This window comes from Streptomyces sp. WP-1, assembly GCF_030450125.1.
In the GTDB taxonomy this organism is placed as follows: Bacteria; Actinomycetota; Actinomycetes; order Streptomycetales; family Streptomycetaceae; genus Streptomyces; species Streptomyces incarnatus.
In genome coordinates, this window is record NZ_CP123923.1 from 5,579,541 (window position 1) to 5,597,028 (window position 17,488).

Here is a 17,488-nt window from a genome sequence, read left to right on the forward strand (position 1 = left end):
CAGATCGTCAGTCGAGCTGGGTCACCTTCGGCAGGTCGCCGCTGGAAGCGGCGTCCGCCGGAGGCAGGGCGGTGGGACAGATGCGGACGTCGTTGATCGCGCCGTTGGTGAATTCGCCGTAGGTGCCGGAGGCGAGTTTGCGGCCGATCTGGACCGGGCCGGTGGCGTTCCAGGGGGTGTAGGTCCAGTCCTGGGTGCCGACGAGTTTGCCGTCGACGTAGAGGCGGATCTCCTTGGCGGTGGCGTCGTAGATGCCGACGAGGTGGGTCCAGCGTCCGGCCACGGGCTTGCCGCCGTAGGTCGCGCGCCAGACGGCGCCGTCGGCGTCGGTACTGTGGCGGCCGAACGCCCAGGACTGGGCTCCGGAGGAGTAGTACAGCTGGAAGCCGTTGTTGGTGGTGCCGTTCTGGGAGAGGAAGGTGCCGTTGGCGCCCAGTGAGGTGAGCTTGACCCAGGCGGAGACGGTGAAGCTCTTGGAGGTGTCCACGGCCGGACCCGTCGTGCTGCCGTAGCCGGTGGTGCCGTTGAGGGTCACCGCGTTGCCGTGGGTGGTGTCGCTGGTCCAGGAGTAGCCGCCGGACAGGGTGGCGTTGAGTGTGCCGGTGCTGTCGGCGGTGGTGGTGCCGCTGCCTTCGGCGAGTTTCCACCAGTGGGTCGCGGTGTCGGTGACCGAACCCAGCGAGACCGGTGAGCCGAAGCCGTAGGCGGGCGGCGAGGTCTGGTCCGGGCTCTGGCGGTAGTTGTACTCGACGAGCTGGCCGAAGGGGCCGACGGCGTAGAGGTCGGGGTTGCCGTCCAGGGCGCCGGGGTTGATGTCGCCGGCTCGGACGGGGCTGTTGACGTCACCGGGAGAGGCGACGAAGGGGTAGAGGGTCGGCGACAGGGTGAGGCCGAGGCTGGTGCGCACGGTGGGATGGAGCAGGGCCGGGACCAGCGTGGCCGGGTCAACGGTGATCGGGTAACTGTAGAGCTGGCCGGTGGCGTTGTCGCGGGACCACAGGACGGGCTTGTTCTGGAAGGTGCCCGCGGCGATGAGGGTCTGGGTGGTCCAGTCGCCGTCGCCGAGCAGGATCGGGTTCTTCAGGTGGTCGCCGCCGTCGGACTGGTAGATCCAGAGTTCCTTGTTCTCGACGGTGATGACGGCGGGATAGCCGTCGGGGTTGCCGAAGACATTGCCCGGTGCGATGAGCTGGCTGATGTTCCAGGTCGTGCTGTTGTAGTCGGTGCTGCGGCAGCGAGTGTCGTCGGCGACGATGTCGGACAGCGCGCAGGGAGCCTTGACCACACCGTCGGAGCGACCGCCGGTGAAGCCGCCGAGGGTGGACAAGGGGGCACGGGGGAAGGCTGCGTCGTCGGCGGGGTCGAGGTCGTTCTTGACGAGGTAGAGGTACTTGCTGGCCTTGTTGTACGCCCACAGGTCGTCGCCGTTGGCGCCGTGCAGGTTGCCGCGGTGGGCGACGATGTAGTTGTTCCAGCCGGTGCCGTCGGGGGAGTCCTCCTTGGTGGAGACGGTGACAGGGCCGGTGACGTCCGGCGGGGTTCCGGTGACCGGGTCGCTGTGCACCGGTGCCACGGACTGCGCGGGGTCCTGGTTGCCGGGGACGAGGTCGAGGTCGCCGGTCTTGGTGGCGGCGAGGAGGTCGGGCACGCCGTCGCCGGTGATGTCGCCCGCCTTGACCTTAGTGGCGGGGTTCCACGGGACGGTGAAGGTGTAGCCGGCCGGGCTGGTGGAGATGTTGCCGGCCTTGTCCACGCCGGCCACGTACAGGGTGTGCACGCCCCAGTCCTGGATTGGGACGGGGATGGCGGCGGTGGAGCGGCCCTGGCTGTCGGTGCCGGTGATCGCGGCGCTCCGGCCGTCGGCGCCGGTGGGCGGCGAGTCGAGCTGCCACAGGAAGGACTTCATGCCGCTGGACTTACAGGCGCCGGGGTTGCAGCTGTCGTCGCTGGAGGGGGCGTCGGCGCCGGCCACGGTGAAGTCGGTGGTCTTGCCGGGGCCCGCGTAGACGGGGTCGCCCTGGCGGGCGGTCCCCACCGGCGGGAAGGCGGCGTTGCCGGTGATGTCAGGGGTGAGCGGCGCGGTGAAGTCGGTGGAGAACCAGCAGTGGTCGGACTTGCCCGAGGTCAGTCCTTGGGTGGAGTCGTCCTCGGCGTAGACGTCCCAGCCGTACTGGTGGCCGTCCTTCAGGGTGGCGCCGACCTTCATCGCGGCGTCGGTGCCGGAGGCCAGCCAGCCGCTGTCCGGGCTGGAGACGGCGGCGCCGTTGCCGTCGCCGTCGGGGTCGATGGTGCGGTCCCAGACGTAGTAGTGCGCTTTGACGTTCTCGCCGTGCATCTGGCTGGTGACAGTGGCGTGCAGGGTGACATTGCTGCCGGCGTCGGAGTAGGTGGTGGCGCCGATCCAGCCCGCGCCGCTGGTGGCGCAGGCGGCCGTGGCACCGGCGGCGGCCGGGGTGATGTGCAGGCCGGTGGGGGTGCCGGGCGGGATGTCGAACTTGGTGGTGAGGGTCAGCGTGGTCGACAGGCGCAGGTAGTCGTCGTTGCTCGAGGACTCGGACTCGTTGCCGTACAGGCCGATGGTCCAGGTGTTGGCGCCGTCGCCGAAGGTGCCGTCGGCGTCGTAGCCGTTGCCGTCCTTGTCGGCGATCTTCTGCGCCTGGGTCTTCACATGGAAGGTGGCGGTGCTGTTGCTGCACGAGCTGCCGGAGTTGGCGCCGCTGGGCACCGTGTCGGTCGCCGGTGCGAAGGCGGTGTCGTGCACGCCGGGCCGTGACAGCCAGTCGGTGCTCGAGCTGATCGCGTTGGTGGTGTGCAGCGTCAGGGGCTGGTTCTGGCTGCAGTTGTAGCTCGCCGCGAAGGTGGTGGAGATCTGCACATAGGCGTCGTTGACGACGAACGAGGAGTGCAGTCCTCCGGTGTTGATCGCCCAGTAGGAGCGTTCCACGCCGACGCCGCAAGCGCCGCCCCAGCGCTGGTAGCCGGCGCCCTGTCCGTTGGTCTGCGCCTTGTCGTACTGCGGGGAGTTGTCGCAGGTGGAGCTTGAGTAGACCTCGGTGTAGTGGCCGGCGTCGGAGTCGACCGGGTTGGTATAGGGGTCGATGTACACCGGATAGGTGGTGTCCGGGTCGGTCAGCATGCCGGCGTCCGGGGTCAGCGTCACGGCCTTGCTGGTGGCGGTCATGGCGACCGGCTCGGTGTCGGCCTCCGGACCGGGGCCGTCCACGGAGGACGTCATGTCGGCCACCGGCCCGCCGAGCTTGGCGGGAGTGGAGGAGGAGTCCCACATCAGCGGCTGGGGGCTGGTGTAGGCGAGGTCGCCGTCGGTGGACGTCGCCTCCATGCTGTCGGAGTCGGTAGTGGCCAGCGTGAGGTCGTGGGTGTCCACGGCCAGCTTGAGTTGCCGCAACTGGGGGCTGGCGGCGGCTTCCGCGTCATGGACGACCAGGACATCGCTGAAGCCGCCCTGGTCGGTGACGGACACCGACAGGTCGACGCCGGGCAGCACCGAGGGGTACAGGGCGGTGTCGTCGCTGACGGTCGGCGCGGGCAGGCGGAAAGGCAGGGTCAGGCCCATGCTGGGTCCGTCGGCGTGGGTGAGGGTCACCAGGGGGCCGGTGCCACCGCCTGAGAGGGTGACGCCGTTCGGGGTGGCCTTGGGTGTGTAGCCGCCATGGCCGTCGGCGGCCAGGGTGGCGTCCACCGGGGTCCAGGCGCCGTCCTTGTAGACCCGGGTGGGCAGGGCGCTGGTGGTGCTGGTGAAGGTGCCGTCCGGCAGGGCTTTGGTGGTGGAGACCTCGGTGGTCAGCGCGTCGACCGGGACGGTCTGTCCGGTGGAGAGAGCCTCGGACCGGGCCGCCAGCAGCGGGTCGGACGGGGCGGGCGCGGTGTCGTCGGCGACGGCCGGTAGCGTCGGGAGGGCCGCCAGCAGGCTCAGTGCCGTGGCGAACAGGGCCAGTCTGCCGGCCGGTACGGCGCGTCTTCGGCCGGTGCGTATCGGTGGTCTCAACACCTGGCGGGGGTCCTTCGGTTCGCGGGCAGCGGGGTGGGGAAGGCCCGGTTGCCACAGAGAGCAGGGAAGCGATCAATTTCGGCACAGAACCTACACAGCATCTGCCACATATATGCATGGTCTTGGCCTGGAAACGGCAAAGGGTCTTGAGTCGTGATGGCGCCGGTACCTAGCCTCCGGGTCGATCACTTACCTGTGATCTGACTGTGTGATGGCCCCTCAAAGGGCATAACCGGGGGGTTTGGGCGTGAGTGGCAGACGGTGCTGGTTCGCGGGCAGATGGCATCGGAAATTCGTCGGCGGACTGGGGCTGTGGATCATTCCGGTCGCGCTGTTCGCGCTGTTGCTGCCGGTGGCGATCGCCGGCGGCTTCAGCATGCCGGGCTTCCTCGCCGGTCACTCGGACGACGGCTTCGGCCACCACGGCGGCTTCTCGTTCGATGGCAAGGTGTGGCGTCCCAAGAAGCTGCCCGCCACCAAGGCCGTAGGTGCGCACCTCCTGCAGCCGAAGACCGCCAAGCATCCCAAGGACTACAAGGCGCTGGGCGCGTACCGGGCGCAGCAAGCCCACTGGCCCAAGGCCGGCGCTGCCGTCGTCGACCTCAGCCCGCAGGCCGAGTCCACGTCCAAGTCCGAGCCGGTGAAGGCGGGTTCACTGCCCGTCTGGGTGGCGCCCGCCGATACCGGGCACAGCGTCGACTCCGTGCGGGTGCAGACCGCGTCCCACAACCAGACGCTGCGCACGGGCGCCAACGGCATGCTTCTGGGCATCACCCCCTCCGGCACGACGTCCGCCCATGGCAGGATCAAGGTGGTCATCGACTACTCGTCGATCGCCCGCGCGTATGGTGGCGGTTACGGCTCCCGGCTGCGGCTGGTACAGCTGCCCGGCTGCGCGTTGACCACCCCGCAGAAGACGGAGTGCCAGAAGGCCACCCCGCTGAAGTTCACCAACCGGGCCTCCGCCGAGCAACTGACGGCGACCGTCACGATGGCCTCCGCCTCCGGCGACGCCGGCACGGCCGACCGCAAGCCGAGCGACAGCACGGCCAGTTCGACGCCGACGGCAAGCGCCAGCCCCTCACAGTCCCCGGACACCACCGGCACCGGCACCGCGAAGCCGAACGGCGGCACGGAATCCCCGAAGCCCGACCAGAGCACCGCATCCCCCAATCCGTCCGAGAGCGCGAACGGCCCGGAGGCGATGTCGGAGCGCACCGCGCCGCTGAGCGCGGTCGCTGCCACCGGCACCACGGCACTCGCCGTGACCTCCGGCGCCTCCGGCTCCCAAGGCGACTACGGGGCTACGCAGTTGTCGGCCGCAGGTACCTGGCAAGCGTCTGCCACCGGTTCCTTCACGTACTCCTACCCGATCTCCGTGCCGGCCGCGATCGGCGGCAACGCGCCCTCGGTGAACCTGGGGTACGACTCCCAGTCCGTCGACGGGGAGACCACCGCCCGCAACTCCCAGGCGTCCTGGGTGGGCGACGGCTGGAGCTACCAGGTCGGCTACGTCGAGCGGCGCTACCGCAGCTGCAGCTCGCTGCTCGACTCCGACGGCAAGAAGCTCGTCAAGGGCTCGGCCGACGAGTGCTGGGGCGGCGACAACGCCACCCTCTCCTTCGGTTCCCACTCCGGTGTCCTGGTGCCGGACGGCGTCGACTCCGGCGTGGCCGGTGAGATCAAGCAGTGGCGCATCCAGGGCGACGACGGCACGGTCGTACAGGAGCTGTCCGGTGCGGCCAACGGCCTGCACGACGGCGTCTACTACCGTGTGCTGACGACGGACGGCACGGCCGCCTACTTCGGCGCCGACCACTCGCCGAACAACCCCGGCACCGGTGCGACCATGCCGTCCGACCCCGCCGACTCCTCCACGCACTCCGCGTGGGGCGTCCCGGTCCTCCACCCACGTTCGACGGACCCCTGCCACGACGACGCAAAGGGCAAGCTGTCGCAGTGCGACAAGCCCGAAGGCTGGCGCTGGAACCTCGACTTCGTGGTGGCGCCGGACGGGTTCGTGCAGCGCTACGACTACACCGCCGAGTCCAACTACTACGACCTCGGCGGCGGTCAGGCGGCCGCGACCGACGACCCGGATGACACCGGCACCCTCACGTCGTACACCCGTGGCGGCGCGCTGTCGCTGATCTCGTACGGCTACACCCTGGACGACGAGCAGGCCGGCCGCACCCCGGCCGCCGAGGTCGACTTCGGACTGGCCCAGCGCTGCCAGACCACCAGCACGTTCACCGACTGCTCGGCCGACAACCTCAAGGACAGCACCGCCACCCACTGGCCCGACGTGCCGTGGGACCTGCACTGCGACTCCACCGACAAGACCAAGCTCCCCGACGGCGCCACCACCGTCCCCGCCGATGTGTGCGTCACCGCCGGACCCAGCTTCTGGACCACGACCCGACTGGACTCCATCACCACCAAGGTCCATGTGAAGGCCACCGACCAGCTCACCGCGGTCGACACCTACAAGCTGGGCCAGGTCTATTCGGACGCGGGCGGCACCGTCGACCCGGTCACGGGCACCACGGTCGACCCCAAGGACGCCGGGATGCTGCAGGCCGTGATGTGGCTGCAGTCCCTCAAGCACACCGGCAAGGGCACCTACGACAACGGCAACAGTGACATCGCGCTGAACCAGGTGTCGTTCACCGGCACCGAGATCGACAACCGGGTCGACGACGATTCCCCGTCCGCGCCCCCGCTGTACCGGCCGCGCATCTCCAGCATCCAGACGGAGACCGGCGAGTCGATCGCCGTCGAGTACAACTCCGCGCCCTGCGCGGGCAAGACGCTGTCGATCGCCCACGCCGACAGCAACACCGAATCCTGCTACCCCGCCTACTGGACGGTCCCCGGGGCCTCCAAGCCGATCGCGGACTGGTTCAACAAGGTCACGGTAGACAGCGTCACCACGTCCGACTTGACGATCGCCGGCCAGTACAAGCCCGACGCCCAGAACAACCCGGCCGGCTCCGAGGCCCAGATCTCCCGCTACAGCTACTCGGGCCCGGCCTGGCACCGCGACGACGACGCACTGACCGACGACCAGTACCGCACGTGGGACCAGTTCCGCGGCTTCCGCACCGTCACCGTCCAGACCGGCCAGGCCCCGGAGCCCGTCACCCAGCAGACCACCACCTACCTGCAGGGCATGGACGGCGACTACAAGGCCGACGGCACCCGCCGCTCCGTCACCGTCGACGCCAAGGTCGGCGGCACCACGGTCCTGAGCGTCACCGACGCCGACCAGCTCGCCGGCACCGACTTCACGGACACCAGCTACACCCAGGCCGGCGGCAAGGCCGACGAGGTCAGCGTCAACGGCCCGTTCACCTTCACCACCACGGCCTCCGCCGCCCGGACGCCCTGGACGGCGTGGACCCAGGACGACAACCCCGGCGGGACCAAGCCCGACGCGTCCACCCTGCCCGACCTCACCGCCCACCGCATCAACGCCAGCAGCTCCCTGCGGTACGAGCTCCTCGCCGACGGCACCTGGCGGCACACCAAGACCGACACCACGTACGACGGCCAAGGGCGGCTGTCCACCGTCAACGCGCACGGCGACGGCGCCGACCCCGAGCAGGAGAAGTGCGCCACCACGACGTACGCCGACCCGCCGTCCTCGAACACGATGATGCTGTCCTACCCGGACCGCGTCACCTCGGTCGCCGGTGACTGCTCCACCGCGCCGAGCGCGAGCAACCTGCTGACGGACAAGAAGATCTACTACCTCGGCGACGGCACCCCCAGCACGCTGGGCACCTTCGGCAAGGTCTCCGCCAACGGCGAAGCCACCGCGACGGAGACCGCCACAAGCTACACCGGCACCACCGAGAACTGGCTGACCACCTCGGCCATGACCTACGACGGCGCCGGCCGGGTCACCGACTCCTACGACGCCACCGGACAGAAGACGCATACCGACTTCAGCCCGTCATGGAGTACCGCCGGCGGTAACACCAACGCCGTCGGGGAGACCTCCACCAACAGCAAGGGCTGGAAGGTCACCTCCACGCTCGACGCCCTGCGCGGCGCCACGCTGGAGAGCGTCGACGCCAACGGCCGCAAGACCGACATGACCTATGACGCGCTCGGCCGGCGCACGGCCGTATGGCTGCCCGGCCGGGACAAGGACGCCGGTCAGAGCGCGGACCGTATCTTCGCGTACTCCATCAACCCCGGCGCCGTCCCGGCACCCGGCGACACCATCGCCCAGCCCGGCGCGCCTACGTCCGTCACCTCCAAGACGCTGCGCGACGACGGCACCTACGCCACCTCCGTCACGATCTACGACGGCATGCTCCAGCCCCGCCAGACGCAGGCCACCGCCATGGGCGACTCCAACTCGGGCCGGGTCATCTCCGACACCTTCTACGACTCCCACGGCTGGCAGGCGGCGTCGTACGCGCCGTACTCCGAGCCGAACGGCTTCCCCTCCGCCACCCTCTACGCGGCGAACGAGAACCAGATCCCCTCGGAGACCACCACCACCTACGACGGTGAGGGCCGGCCCCTGAAGGAGACCCTCTGGCACCAGGCCGTCGAGCAGTGGCACACCTCCACCAGCTACCCGGGCGCCGACGAGGTCGACACCACGGCACCGGCCGGAGGCCGCTCCACCGCCTCCTTCACCAATGCCGTCGGCCAGACCACCAGCACGGTCGTGAAGAACACCGGCTCCACCGTCACCCTGACGGGCGGCTCGGTGATCCCCTCAGGCACGTCGCTGACCTCCGACAGCGTGCGCCTGACGATGCAGTCCGACGGCAACCTCGTACTGTCCGCCCTGGCGACCGGCGCGACCATCTGGTCCTCGGGCACCTCCGGACACCCCGGTGCCTGGGCCAAGTTCGGCACCGACGGCAACCTCGTCATCTGCAGCACGGCCGTCGCCCAGCTGTGGACCACCGGCCTGACCGCCACCACCGGCGCCACCTTCCAGCTCCGCAACGACTCCACGGCCGACGTCGTCGCCTCCAACGGCACCACCATGCTGTGGAAGCAGGGCACCGCGGGCGCCGTCCCCGCCGCGGACGCCACCACCCGTTACACCTACACCCCGGCCGGCCAGGTCGACACGATCAAGGACAACGCGGGCAACACCTGGTCCTACACCTACAACCTGCTCGGCCAGAAGCTGACCCAGACCGACCCGAACACCGGTAAGACCACGTTCGACAAGTACGACGTCGCCGGCAACTTGCTCCAGGTCACCGACCCCCGCGGCCAGGCCCGGTCCTACACCTACGACTGGGACAACCGCCCCACCGAGGAGTACGCCGCCCCCTGGTCGTCCACCCCCGACCGGTCCAAGCTGCTGGTCTCCCACGTGTACGACACGCTGGCGAAGGGTTACGCGACCTCCTCCACCCGCTACGTCGGTGGCGCCTCGGGAGCCGCGTACACCCAGGCCGTCACCGGCTACAACACGGCGTACCAGCCGCTGGGCACCACGCTGACCGTCCCGTCGTCCGACGGCTTCGCCGCCGCGGGGCAGTCCAGTGCGCCTGCCTCCGGCACCGTCACCTACACGGCCACCAACCGTTACACCGACACCGTCGGCTTGCTGTCCACCACGCACTACCAGGCGGACGGCAACCTGCCGGCCGAGGACATCGACTACGGCTACACCCAGCAGGGCAACCTCGACGGCATCGGCGGCTTCATCAACTCCGCCAACACTCCCGCCTACCTCGACACCGCCGTCCACGACGCCTTCGGACGCGTGGTGCAGGCAGATTACGGCCACACCGGCAAGGAACTGGCGACCTTCGCCCAGTACGACGCCACCACGGGGCGCACCACCCAGACCAGCAGCATGCTGCAGACCTCCACGTCCGCCCTGGACGTCACCAACATGCGCTACAACCAGGCCGGCGAACTCACGGCGATCGACGACCTGCAGGACAACACCACTCACGACACCCAGTGCTTCACCTACGACTCCTTCCAGCGGCTGACCGCAGCATGGACGGACACGGTCGGCATCACCGACCCGAGCGCGGCCACGCCCGGCGCGGTCGGCGGCTGCACCACCGCACGGGTGCAGACCACCACCACGTCCCCCGTCAAGGCCACCACCGTCGGCGGTCCGGCCCCGTACTGGCAGACCTACACCTATGACCAACTCGGCGACCGCACCGGCACCGTAAACCACGACACCACCGGCAACGCCCTCAACGACACCACGCAGGCCGTCACTTACCCCGGCGCGAACGGCACGGCTCCCGCGACCCTGCCCGACCAGGCGGGCACGGCGACCCTCACGAACCCCTCCGGTACGGCGACCATCGCCTCCACCTACACCGACCCCGCCTACAGCAACGTCGACGCAGGCGACACCATCAGCCGGAAGGTGACCGCCATCGGCCCGCTGACCAGTGCCTTCACCATCTCCGGCGGTGGCAAGCGATGTGTCGACGACACGGGCGGCGCCACCACGGCCGGTACCAAGGTGCAGATCAACACCTGTAGCGGCGCCACCAGCGAGAAGTGGACTATCGGCACCGACGGGACCGTGAAGGTCCTCGGCATGTGCCTGGACACCACGGGCAACGCCACCACCAGCGGCACCCTCGTGATCATCGACACCTGCAAGACCGACGCCACCCAGAAGTGGAAGGTCACCACCACCGGCACGTTGGTCAGCAACGCCAACACCGCGATGTGCCTGACCGATCCGGCCGCCTCCGCCACCACCGGCACCCAGCTGACCCTCGCCACCTGCGGCGGCAGCGGCCAGACCTGGACCAACGCGGCCACGGGCGCCATTCCGGCCGGTCAGAGCCAGACCTTCACCTACGACGCCGAGGGCCGCACCGCTACCGTCGCGACGACCTCCGGCGCCCACACGAACACCAGCAAGTACCTCTACGACGCTCAGGGCGGCCTGCTCGAGCAGACCGCCGCGGTCGACGGCGTCGACAAGAGCCGAGTCCTCTACCTCTTCGGGGGCGCGGAGCAGATCACCCTCAACGTCTCCGCCAAGACCTGGACCGGCCTGCGCAACATCACCGGCCCCGACGGCACCACCGTCACTCGCTCCAGCACCGGCACCGTCACCTATCAGGTGGCCAACGGCCAGGGCACCGCCGTCACGGCCGTCGACGCTTCCACGCTGGCCGTCACCCGCCGCTCGTTCGACCCCTTCGGCAACCCCCGCGGCACCAAGCCCGGTTCCTGGGTGGCAACGGACGAGAACCACGGCTTCCTGGGGCAGCCCGCTGACCCCGTGACCGGCCTCGACCTGCTCGGCGCCCGCGACTACGACCCCGTCCAGGGCCGCTTCCTCAGCCCCGACCCGGTCTTCGAGCCCGGCGACCCCAACCAGATGGGCGGCTATACCTACGCCGGAGACAACCCGGCCAGCGGCTCCGACCCGAGCGGTCTGATGCTGGTGATGGACGGCGGTGGCGGTGGCGGTGGCTGTGACGCCAAGTGCGCCGCGGCCAACGACAAGGCGTACGCCTCCACCACCTCCTCCAGCGGAACGAAGAAGCACAGCAGCGGTTGCTCGGGCTTCTGGAGCTGCGCGGGCCACTACTTCAAGAAGGCGCTCCCGGTCGCGGAGAAGGTCGCGACCGTGGTTGCGGTCGTCGCCGTGGTGGTCGTCGTGGTCGTGGCGGTCGCCGCCTGCACCGAGACGGTGGTCGCAGCCCCCGCATGTGTCATGGGCGCCGGAGAGGCGATCGGAGCGGTCGGCGGCCTGGCCGGCGGTGCCGACTGCATGGCGATGGGCTGCGGTGGAGGCGACCCGATAGCCGGAGACGATGCCGACTCCTCATCCTCCGCGGGTGGTTCGGGCGGCTCCGGCGAGGCGCCGAAGGCCTCGGCCGACGCCGCACCGCACGAGGCGGGCAGCGGCTCGGGCGACGCGGCGGCCGCCTCCGGCGCGGGCAAGGAATCCAGCACCGACTCGGCCGGCAGCAACGCGGCGGCACCGAAGAAGGCCGACGCCCAGGAGAAGGCGTCGGCCTCGGGCAAGGTGGCGGCCGCACCTGACGAGCCCAGCACCGGCAACTCGGGCACCACCGGCAAGAACTCCGGCGGCGGGCGTTCGCGCTGCAGCTTCTCGCCCAGCACCCCCGTCCTGATGGCCGGTGGCAAGACCAAGGCCATCGGCAAGATCAAGACTGGTGACAAGGTCGAATCGGCCGACCCCAAGACGGGCAAGCACAAGGGCACCCGCACGGTCCAGCACATCTGGATCAACCACGACAAGGACCTGCTCGACGTCACCGTCCGCGACGAGGACGGCCACAAGGCCACCCTGCACACCACGGCCAACCACCCGTTCTGGGACGCCACCAGCCACAGATGGAAGCCGGCCGGCGAACTCCGCCGCGGGGACGCCCTCAACACCGTCGACAGCAGCCACGCCTTCGTCGTCAAGACCCGGATCACGCCCGGTTTGGCGAACCGCTGGAACCTCACGGTCCGGGAACTGCACACGTACTATGTGCTGGCCGGCAATATTCCGGTTCTTGTTCATAACACGGGTTGTCCGACGGAAGCTGCCCTTCGGGCAGCACCTCATCCCGCTGATGTCTCATTTGCCACGTCCGTGGATTTGGCTAGTAAGACTGCTGCGGAGGCCGGGGATATTCAAGCGGCCAGCGGTTTCGCCACAGATATTCCCGCTGGTTACGACCGGGCGATGCCTGAGCAGGTTTATGCGGCGATGCCGACTGATCGCACGCCATTCTTCTTCGATAATTCTGGAGGAGATGGAGCCTACTACCTCTCCCACGCCGAGAAGCAGGCTTCCACCCTGCGCCCAGGTATCTCTATTTCGGTGAGTCGAGACATGTGCGACAACTGCATCGGCTGGTTCCAAGAACGAGCAACTCAGCTAGGTGCCCATCTCTACGTGTCTGATCCGACATCTATACACGTATTTGCGCCGGACGGGTCATGGATGGTGCATGACTACCCGTCTTGGATGGGCTAGACAGCATTACGCGCAGGTGGGTGGGGGTGGTCCGTGCGGTAGGATCACCCCCACCGGCCGGTGGGCAACCAAGGTGCTGATCATGAGGAGATTTCCGTGGGTGAAGCGGTGCCGAGTTGGCGTGTCTTTCCGGAGGGAATTCCTGTCCAGGAACTACTGAAAAACGGTGACCAGGCCGCGGAAGCCGGAGATCTTATCTCTGCCGGAAATTGGTACTTCCATGCCAAGCGCAGGGGATCGATAGAGGGGCGGGACAAGGCCCGGGGACTTCAGTCTCGACTGGAGACCCTCGCTGAGCAGGGGAATTCCGACGCGAAGGTGCTGGTGGCCGGTCTGCTTCTGGAGCGCGGTGAGCAGCTTCCTCGTGCAGCCGCTTTGCTTGAGTCGGCTGCTGGGGCGGCCGTTGCCGAAGGTATGAGGGAATTGGGTTTCGTCCTGGCTGCGGGGATGGGCGTGGCGCCCGATCCAGTCAGAGCTAATAGTCTGTACCGTGCTGCGGCTGAGGCTGGGGATGGCTATGCTGCCTTCAATCTCGCTGTTAATTTTTACCGTGGGCACGGAACTGAAAAGAGCTTCCGAGAATTCACCAAGTGGCTGCAAATGGCCGGCGACCTGGGTATTCCGGAAGCATGCGCCGTACTCGGAGACCAATGTGCAAAGAAGGGTCTCGATGGAGAATCTTTGCAGTGGTACGTCCGTGCGGCCAGGTCATCACATGTACCTGCGATGTTTGTGGCGGCGCAGCGTTACCGAGATGGTATTGGAACTGCCGTTGATCCGGTTCAAGCAGTCCGCTGGTTCTTGGCTCCGCTTGATCGTGGAAATGGAGACGGAATCCATGATGCGATCAAATTGGCTAGCTCTATGACTGACGAACAGATCCGGGAGGCTGGGCGACTCTCCGGGCATTCAGACGAGGCTGAGTTGCTCGTGCGCCGACGTTACTGAGGTTCAAAGTGTGGTGTCGGCGGGCGCTGACGGGTTGAGAGTCCTGGCCTCCCAATGCCTGCGTCATTACCGCTGTTCAGTGACGGGCCGTTCGCCGTGCTGGAGCTGGCCGAGGGGCCGGTGGCGCACGGCTGACCGACGACACCCGTCCCGGCACCCTCCGGTACCGCTCCGGCGCCGTATCCCCATTTTCTGTCATTTCCACCGCCACCCCCTCGGCCAACGCCCCGCAGGGGAAAGTCGTCACGCCGCACGCCTCATACGCGTGGACACAACGCACGTACAACCGGCGGGCGTCAGTGCGTCACCACTCGTCACGCTACGACACCTGGCGGCCCGTTGGGGCTGGCACCCGCGTGCCGAGGGGCCGGGCAGGACGGTGTGGGCGGAGTACGCGCTGCGGCGGACCGCGCCCCCGGTGGACAGGGGGTCTTCCGAGGGGACCGCCGTAGAATGACCCCGTCGACGGGCCGCTCGTACCGTCGGTGACCGGGGGGAGACACGACATGGGCACACGGGGGACGGGGCAGGGCCGGCAGCAGGGGGCCGACCTGCATGTGTCGTCCGAGGACCTCACCAAGCTGGCGAACGACCTCGACCACATGCAGAGCCATCTCGACCAACAGGTCCGCCGCATGGACGAGTTGGTCGACCGCGTCGAGGCCGGCTGGCGGGGTCCCGCGGCGACGGCGTACCGGGACTTCCACCGCGCGGCGGCCGAGGACGCCGTACGGATCCGGGAAGTGATGAAGGGCCTGGAGCAGGCGGTGCGGCTGAGCCGTGACGGCTTCAGCAGCGACGATCTGCACGTGCTGGAGCAGATGCGGCGCATCCACGTGGACATCGACAGCGAGGTCGGCAGGCTGTCCACGCCGAACACCGCGGCGGACGACGCCTCGACGCGCCCGCACAGCAGCCTGGACGGCTTCTGACACGCCTGTCCCACCACCGCGTGACCACCGCGTGACCGACAAACAAGGGGGAAACATGTCGACCGGTGCCGACGACGACCACATCACCGTCTCGTTCGCCACGCTCCACGATCTCGCCATGGACCTTGAGGACATCCTCAAGAAGCTCAATGGCGAACTCGGCGGCCTGTACGACCGCGTCGAACCGGTCGTGCTGTCCTGGAAGGGCGAGGCCCGCGAGATCTTCGTCGAGAAGCTGGACGAATGGGACCGCTCCGCACAGGACTTGCAGGCGGCCCAGAAGTGGCTGCACGCGTACGTCACCACCGGGCACGCCAACTACGCGGCCGCGCACCGGGCGGTGCTGCGCGGCTGGGGAGCCGCCTGATGGGCACTCCGGCACAACCCGGCCAGGGCACGATCGATGTGACGCCCTCGGTCCTCCACCAGGTGTCCTCCAACGTGGCGGGCCAGCAGAGCCCTCTCGACCAGGGCGTCAAGGCGTTCCTCGCCGAGCTGGCGCGGTATCCGGACGGTGGTGGCAAGGGGACGGCGATGAAGGGCTTCACCACGTCCTACGTGAAGATCGCCAACCGGTTCCTCGACGTCTGGGCCAAGTCCGTGGTGAGCGTGGGCGGTGCGGCGGTCGGCTTCAACAGCACCGCCAACAACTACGCGGCGGCCGACCACGCCACGCACCCCGCACCGAGTGGCCCTCCGGCGCAACGCCCCGCCCCGCACGTGATCGACACACCGCCCAAGTACGGCCCGGTCACCGATTTCAAGTGGGGTGACATCGACGCCGGCCAGAGCCTCACGCAGGAGATCCTGGAGGGTCTTGAGGGCGTGGTCCTCACCGTCATGCGGCCCCTGCTGGAGCACGAGTGCCGGTGGGGCAAGGCGGCGGAGATCCTCCCGCTCCCCAACCACCAGCGCCTGTACTCGATCTCCGAGGCGTGGCGCATGCCGCAGGGCACGCTCGGCATGGTGGAGGGGATGCTGACCGGCTACCTCAGCGGCATCACCGACCAGTCCAACCAGGAGTGGTACGACGCGATGCGGACGTTCTGCAGCACGCTGTGGGGCACATCCGCCTGGGGCAAGACGCGGGACGGCTACGACTGGGCGAACGACGGAGCGAACAAGACGGGCACCAGCCACCCCGTCTTCGCTGTCCTGTTCGACACCTGCGACACCATGGTCGACGCGGTGTACAACGTGGCCCTGGCGGCGGAGGACGTGCGCAGCGACCTGCACCGGATCTACACCCAGGCCGTGAAGGACAGCATCCGGCAGCTCGACCCGGAGAAGATGGAGATCAGCCACCCCACGAGCGTGCTCAAGGGACTGTGGCACATGGGCAAGGGCGTGGTGACGGACCTCTCGGTCGGCATCGTCCTGGACATCGACGAGGGCGCCATGAACGACGCCGTCACCGCCTACGACAACCGGGTCGACCGCCAGGCCCGGCGCGTCGAGGACCTGATGGCGGCGCTGGACGAGGCGTACACCAGTGCGCCGAGCTTCAATGCCGAAACGGCGAGGGCCGAGGCATTCGGAGCGCGCGCCCTGACGGAATTCAAGGGGGATCCGCTCTACACGGTTCCCGGGGACGACGAGTCCCACCACCGTTTCCCCGTCGATCTCGCGAATCAGGAAGGCATTTCGGGCTCGCACGTCATCGACAAACACGTGGGCAAGACGGACGCCCAGCTGGAGCAGCGGCTTCGCGATCAGGCGAGGGTCCGCCCGGACGGCACGGTCGCGCCGATCGCCGCCTCGACGTTCACCGACCTGGGTTCGGCGCAGCGTTACACGCAGGAGGTTCTCGACGACCCGGCCAACCAGCAGAAGATTTCCCGGTGGCTGGCGGGAAATCCGGATCCGGCGCGGTCCAAGCGGACCATGGGCCTCGCCTTCCCCGACGTCGTGGGCAGGACGTGGACTCGGGGTGACTCCTCCGCCCATGACTCGCATATGGTCAATGTGACGCTGAAGCCACGCCCGGGTGGCCATCCTCCGTATGTCGTGCTCACCTCGATGCCCAGCGACACGGTTCAGCCGTAGCCACGAAAGGGGACAGGGTGCTCGATTCCGCTGCCTGGCGGGCCGGCCTGCTGGAATTGTTCGGGGGGGCTTTCGCCTTCGCGGCGGTGGGTCCGCGGACACAGGGCGACTGGCGCCGCGATGTGCAGGCGGTCATGATGCTCAGGGCCAAGGACCCGCGTGGCTGGAGTGCCCTGGTCGTCCCCCCGCCGAGCGCCACCGCGATGACCGACGAGAAGCCGTTCGCCGATCTGCGCCTCGAGGAATTCGACAGACTCCTGTACCCGGTGGGGCGGGAATCCGCCGCACAGTTGCTGGTCGCTCTGCAAGGGGAGTTCTATCAGTCGGCCAATATTCCGGATTTCGCAGACCGTGAAGAGCGGCTCATGGGCTGCGCCCATGAAATCCTCTCTCGCTTCGGCCGGGATGCCAGCTGTTATACGAATGCGGCAGAGGCCCGAGATGATCCGAACGTCAACCTCATGAATCCTGAAACCGAGTGGAACTGCCTGTCCGAGTTCACCACAGACTGCGGCATCGTCGTCGTTTCCGACTCCGAGGTCGGAGTCTTCTGGGCCTTCTTCGAGGACTGAAATCCAT

7 protein-coding genes are annotated in these 17,488 nt (G+C 68.3%); 6 read left to right on the forward strand and 1 reads right to left on the reverse strand.

Annotated elements, in window-relative coordinates; translation table 11 throughout:
* Positions 1–7: 7 nt before the first annotated feature.
* On the reverse strand, positions 8–4,006 hold the full coding sequence (locus QHG49_RS24640) for a LamG domain-containing protein (protein ID WP_301491340.1): 3,999 nt from the start codon (positions 4,004–4,006) through the stop codon (positions 8–10).
* A 250-nt stretch (positions 4,007–4,256) separates the two neighbouring features.
* Here QHG49_RS24640 and QHG49_RS24645 point away from each other — a divergent pair, with 250 nt between their 5' ends.
* The 6 genes from QHG49_RS24645 to QHG49_RS24670 all read left to right on the forward strand — a co-directional run bounded on the left by QHG49_RS24645 (position 4,257) and on the right by QHG49_RS24670 (position 17,481).
* Complete coding sequence (locus QHG49_RS24645) at positions 4,257–12,983, forward strand: ricin-type beta-trefoil lectin domain protein (protein ID WP_301491342.1); 8,727 nt, start codon at positions 4,257–4,259, stop codon at positions 12,981–12,983.
* Positions 12,984–13,079: 96 nt separating this feature from the next.
* Complete coding sequence (locus QHG49_RS24650) at positions 13,080–13,931, forward strand: tetratricopeptide repeat protein (RefSeq protein WP_301491343.1); 852 nt, start codon at positions 13,080–13,082, stop codon at positions 13,929–13,931.
* A 506-nt stretch (positions 13,932–14,437) separates the two neighbouring features.
* Positions 14,438–14,863: a WXG100 family type VII secretion target gene (locus tag QHG49_RS24655; RefSeq protein WP_159700909.1), complete on the forward strand. Its 426-nt coding sequence runs from the start codon at positions 14,438–14,440 to the stop codon at positions 14,861–14,863.
* Positions 14,864–14,918: 55 nt separating this feature from the next.
* Complete coding sequence (locus tag QHG49_RS24660) at positions 14,919–15,230, forward strand: WXG100 family type VII secretion target (protein ID WP_301491346.1); 312 nt, start codon at positions 14,919–14,921, stop codon at positions 15,228–15,230.
* Positions 15,230–16,909: an RNase A-like domain-containing protein gene (locus QHG49_RS24665; RefSeq protein WP_301491347.1), complete on the forward strand. Its 1,680-nt coding sequence runs from the start codon at positions 15,230–15,232 to the stop codon at positions 16,907–16,909. Before QHG49_RS24660 ends, QHG49_RS24665 begins: the two co-directional genes overlap by 1 nt.
* Positions 16,910–16,926: 17 nt before the next feature.
* Positions 16,927–17,481: a hypothetical protein gene (locus tag QHG49_RS24670; protein WP_301491348.1), complete on the forward strand. Its 555-nt coding sequence runs from the start codon at positions 16,927–16,929 to the stop codon at positions 17,479–17,481.
* The last annotated feature ends 7 nt before the right edge of the window (positions 17,482–17,488 follow it).

Coding starts and splice junctions, on each gene's coding strand:
- QHG49_RS24665 (WP_301491347.1), top strand. CDS start 15,230: ATGGGCACTCCGGCACAACCCGGCCAGGGCACGATCGATGTGACGCCC.
- QHG49_RS24660 (WP_301491346.1), top strand. CDS start 14,919: ATGTCGACCGGTGCCGACGACGACCACATCACCGTCTCGTTCGCCACG.
- QHG49_RS24655 (WP_159700909.1), top strand. CDS start 14,438: ATGGGCACACGGGGGACGGGGCAGGGCCGGCAGCAGGGGGCCGACCTG.